Origin of the sequence: Shewanella sp. CAL98-MNA-CIBAN-0140 (assembly GCF_040309905.1) — a bacterium.
Classification (GTDB): domain Bacteria; phylum Pseudomonadota; class Gammaproteobacteria; order Enterobacterales; family Shewanellaceae; genus Shewanella; species Shewanella psychromarinicola.
Genome location: NZ_JBEOPI010000073.1, coordinates 1 through 3,658, shown reverse-complemented (window position 1 = coordinate 3,658; position 3,658 = coordinate 1). Strand labels below are relative to the sequence as shown.

The following is a 3,658-nucleotide window of genomic DNA, read 5'->3' as shown; positions in this document are numbered from 1 at the left end:
AGTGTAATTTGTTTCATGGGGCTATGATGATCCCATTTGGGACAAAATCAAGCATTTTCAATGATCACGGGTATATAAGCGTGAAAGCATTTTATTGAAAATGGCTCGTATAGTGGCAAAAGTTAAGTCAACTACGGTTGTTACGACTGCTCCTGCAAAAGACAACATATGACCGAGTAGGCCTCTGACATCGTCGGCGAAAGAACTTGCTGCAGCAGCAATTTTTTCAAGGGTTTTGGCGACAAGGTCATAGAATGTCAAACCGTAAGATGCCGTTGCTTGTGCTACAATTGCGCCATAATATCCAGCCTCTTTTAAGACCGTAATTAATGCTGCGCTGAGTTTGTCACTCCACTGGTCTGAATAGCTTGCTTGATTGCGGTTTTCATAACGTAATTTTACCGGTTTTAAATATTCGCTAGCTTTAACATGTAAATGGCCCCAATGCTCAGTGTTTGCAGAGACTAAATAACCTGGTTCGGCCCCAGCTTTAGGATCCATACCATGAGCACTAACCCTCAAACCTTGGCTGTTATCTAAGCGATATTCAACGCCTTGATAAGGCGCATGAATAAAAGGCCATAAAGGCACTTTAGGCACTACATCTGCGCCGTGGGTGCAGCGGTAAATTTGATTAAGTCTATGAGTGTTAGCCGTGGCAAAACCTTGTTGTCCAACTCTTGGAGAACCAAAAGTGTATAAATTAATATTTGAAGCGTAGTTATTAACAGATGCCCAGTCCGCAGCGAGTGAAGCTATTGCACCACCTAAACTGTGGCCGACAAAATGAATTGCTTTACCGGGATTTGAAGTACGCCACTTATCTAAAAAAGTCGCAAATTGCGGTCTTAATGAAGTAAAAGCATTATTAAAACCAGCGTGCACTATTTGGCTGCCATCACCGACACTTAAACCAATTTGAGCATTAGTAGACCAGTCCGCAGCAGAGCTAAATTCAGTACCGCGGATCGCTATGATAGCATCACCTTGGTATTGTCCTTTGCCTAACCCCATAGCCGCAAAACCTGACTGGCGATTGAAAATAAACCCGCCAGTTTTGCCTATACCGACATTGTTGAATGTAAAGTGTTTTTTAATGTATGGATTAGCAAAGTTGGGTGCCAAGTCTAAATCGATTACATCGTACACTTTAGCTGCCAGCTCGGAGGCTAATTTGGGGGTTAATTGAGTCATAAACATTCCTTGTTAACTATTATTGCTATTCACCGAATTTTTTTTGCTTCTCGATTTCTAATTTTTCCAGCTCAGGCCAGCTACAAATACTGAATACCTGATATCGCACAACTCCGCTGGGGAACTCTTCATCAATGATTTCTTGACTAATGGCTTCATTAGCTAGGTCACAATCTAATTGTGCTAATCGCTCGACTAGATAAGATATGTGTTTCTCGCCTCTAGTCACTGTTGACCACAAAAAAGTGTCTGTATAGTCTCCCTCTGCGACTTTAATTGCTTGCGCAACGCGCGTTTCAGCAAAAGGTTTATTAGGGTGATTTGTTCTATAAATGATTTCAGGAAAGCTAAATTTGCCTTCATCGTCAGTAGTGGTGTAATCCCACTCTATGTCTTCCATCACACCAGAGTATTTATACCCTCTTTTTAGCTTAATACCGGCTAAAGGCTTGCTGTCATGAGCTAAACTGCCCACCACCTCAGGAAACACCTCGACATCGACTTTTTTAAACATGCTAAACATTGATTCCTCCGAGAAGCAACTAACAGCGAAGATGATAGACAGGAATGCGACAATTCCAATATATGCTCTGTAGCCCATAGATGAAGCCACTCCCTGCTTTAATTTTTATATGGTTAATTTTTAACTAGGTATTGTAGAGCGATTCAGTAAGGGGATCTATTATCATAAGTGACTATTTTTTAAGGGGTAATGATTAGATGGGGTGTGTCGATTACGGTGTTTTTCAAGGGAGTTGTCGCCTGGTATTTGATTTTATGCCACCTTGCCCTCTTTTATTTCAACCTTAGATTTCTCTGGGTTAAGATTAACCTCTTTAATCAGATCCCAATTCTTAATTTCACCCGACCAACGACTCGGCTTTTCTGCTTTTGCTCTCTTATAAACCGCCACTCGATTTAATAAAATAGCGTCATCAAGCCCTTGATGACGCTTCGATGGTGTCACAAATTTAATACCACTGTGCCGATGTTCATCGTTATACCATTTAGTAAACCCGAACACCCATTCGCGTGCAGCATCAAGATCTTCAAATGCTTTTTCTGGGTATTCTGGTCGATACTTTAATGTCCTAAATATTGACTCCGAATAGGGGTTGTCATTGCTTACTGATGGGCGGCTAAATGAAGGCATTACGCCTAATTCTTGTAGCGTTGCCAACATAGTTGCTCCTTTCATTGGGCTGCCATTATCAGAGTGTAGCGTGACTTGATGAGGTTTTACCTTCTCGCGCAAGCAAATATCGGTCATCAAATCGGCCGCCAGAGCACTAAGCTCATCGCAATGTACTTGCCAGCCAACAATTTTACGGCTAAAAATATCAAGCACTAAATATAAGTAAAAAAAGCTCCCCTTAACACTTGTCGGTAAATAGGTGATATCCCATGTATACACCTGATTGGGGCCGGTTGCAGTTAATGCCTTTGGCTTAATTACCGTTCTTGCAGGCTTGCTTTTTAAACGATGCTGAAGCTGCTTTTTATTCTTTAATATTCTGTAAATACTCGATTCAGATCCTATATATATCCCTTTATCAGCAAGTATCGGTACAATTTGACTTGGTGGTAAATGGGCAAATTCAGGCTCATTGACCACTTTTAATATTCGTTGTTGCTCGATTGATGTCAACTTGTTTTGAGGTGCATGTATTGCCTCTATTCGCCCATCTTTGTCATTGTTTGTCTGTAACCATCGTTGTAGTGTTTTGGCGCTAATTCCAATTATTTCACAGGCCATCTTTTGCCTAGCACCTGCATCGCTAGCTTCTCTAACAAGGCTCAAGATACGCAGCCGTTCTGAACAGGTGGTTAATTGTCCTCGTCGTTTCCCCAAATCTCGTGGACTTTTTTTTTGAGCACCAATAATGCAGCTGTTTCAGCTAATGCTTTGTCTTTACGATTAAGCTCTTTTTTTAATGATTTATTTTCATGCTTCAAGATTTTTATTTCTGATGGGGCAACCGTTTTCGGCTTGTGAGTCTTGTCATTAAGGAAATCAAGCTTCCACTGCTTCACATGATGAGGGTAAATCCCCTGCGAGCGACAGTGAGTGTTTAATGCGTCGTCGCTCAAAGAGGCACACACAACGACCATGTTAAACCGTTCTTTTAATGTCCAATCTTGTGGCCGTTTATCATTACTCATACTTGTTATATCATCATGTGAAGCTGTTTCAAATTTTTGGTTACTCGCTTTTACAATCCACTTGCTGAGTGTTGAAGCGCCAATACCCAGTGAATTAGCTATCTCAGTTAATGTTGAATTCTCATTTCGACTAAGCGCCTTTTCGACTGCTTGTATCTTAAATGATGTAGTGAATTTTCTCTTCATTTTAATCTCCTCTAACTAAAAAAGTAGAGGCGACAACTATCCTGACACCTGACTCTTATACACAAATAAATTAGGCTTCAATTGAACTTTATTTATATCAGTCGATCAGATCAGT

At 40.8% G+C, this 3,658-nt stretch carries 3 protein-coding genes; all 3 read right to left on the bottom strand.

Annotated elements, in window-relative coordinates; translation table 11 throughout:
• Positions 1–57: 57 nt before the first annotated feature.
• Entirely contained in the window at positions 58–1,194 is a 1,137-nt protein-coding gene (locus AAEY93_RS20135; protein WP_351079395.1) for a lipase family protein, read from the bottom strand.
• A 25-nt stretch (positions 1,195–1,219) separates the two neighbouring features.
• Positions 1,220–1,717, bottom strand: coding sequence for a DUF6795 domain-containing protein (locus tag AAEY93_RS20130; protein WP_124013677.1), 498 nt, complete (start codon positions 1,715–1,717; stop codon positions 1,220–1,222).
• A gap of 252 nt (positions 1,718–1,969) precedes the next feature.
• A protein-coding gene (locus AAEY93_RS20125) for an IS3 family transposase (protein WP_351079392.1) occupies positions 1,970–3,543 on the bottom strand; the annotation gives its coding sequence in 2 pieces (ribosomal slippage) (positions 1,970–3,069 and positions 3,069–3,543; 1,575 coding nt in all).
• Between the last annotated feature and the right edge of the window lie 115 nt (positions 3,544–3,658).

Coding starts and splice junctions, on each gene's coding strand:
- AAEY93_RS20135 (WP_351079395.1), bottom strand. CDS start 1,194: ATGACTCAATTAACCCCCAAATTAGCCTCCGAGCTGGCAGCTAAAGTG.
- AAEY93_RS20130 (WP_124013677.1), bottom strand. CDS start 1,717: ATGTTTAGCATGTTTAAAAAAGTCGATGTCGAGGTGTTTCCTGAGGTG.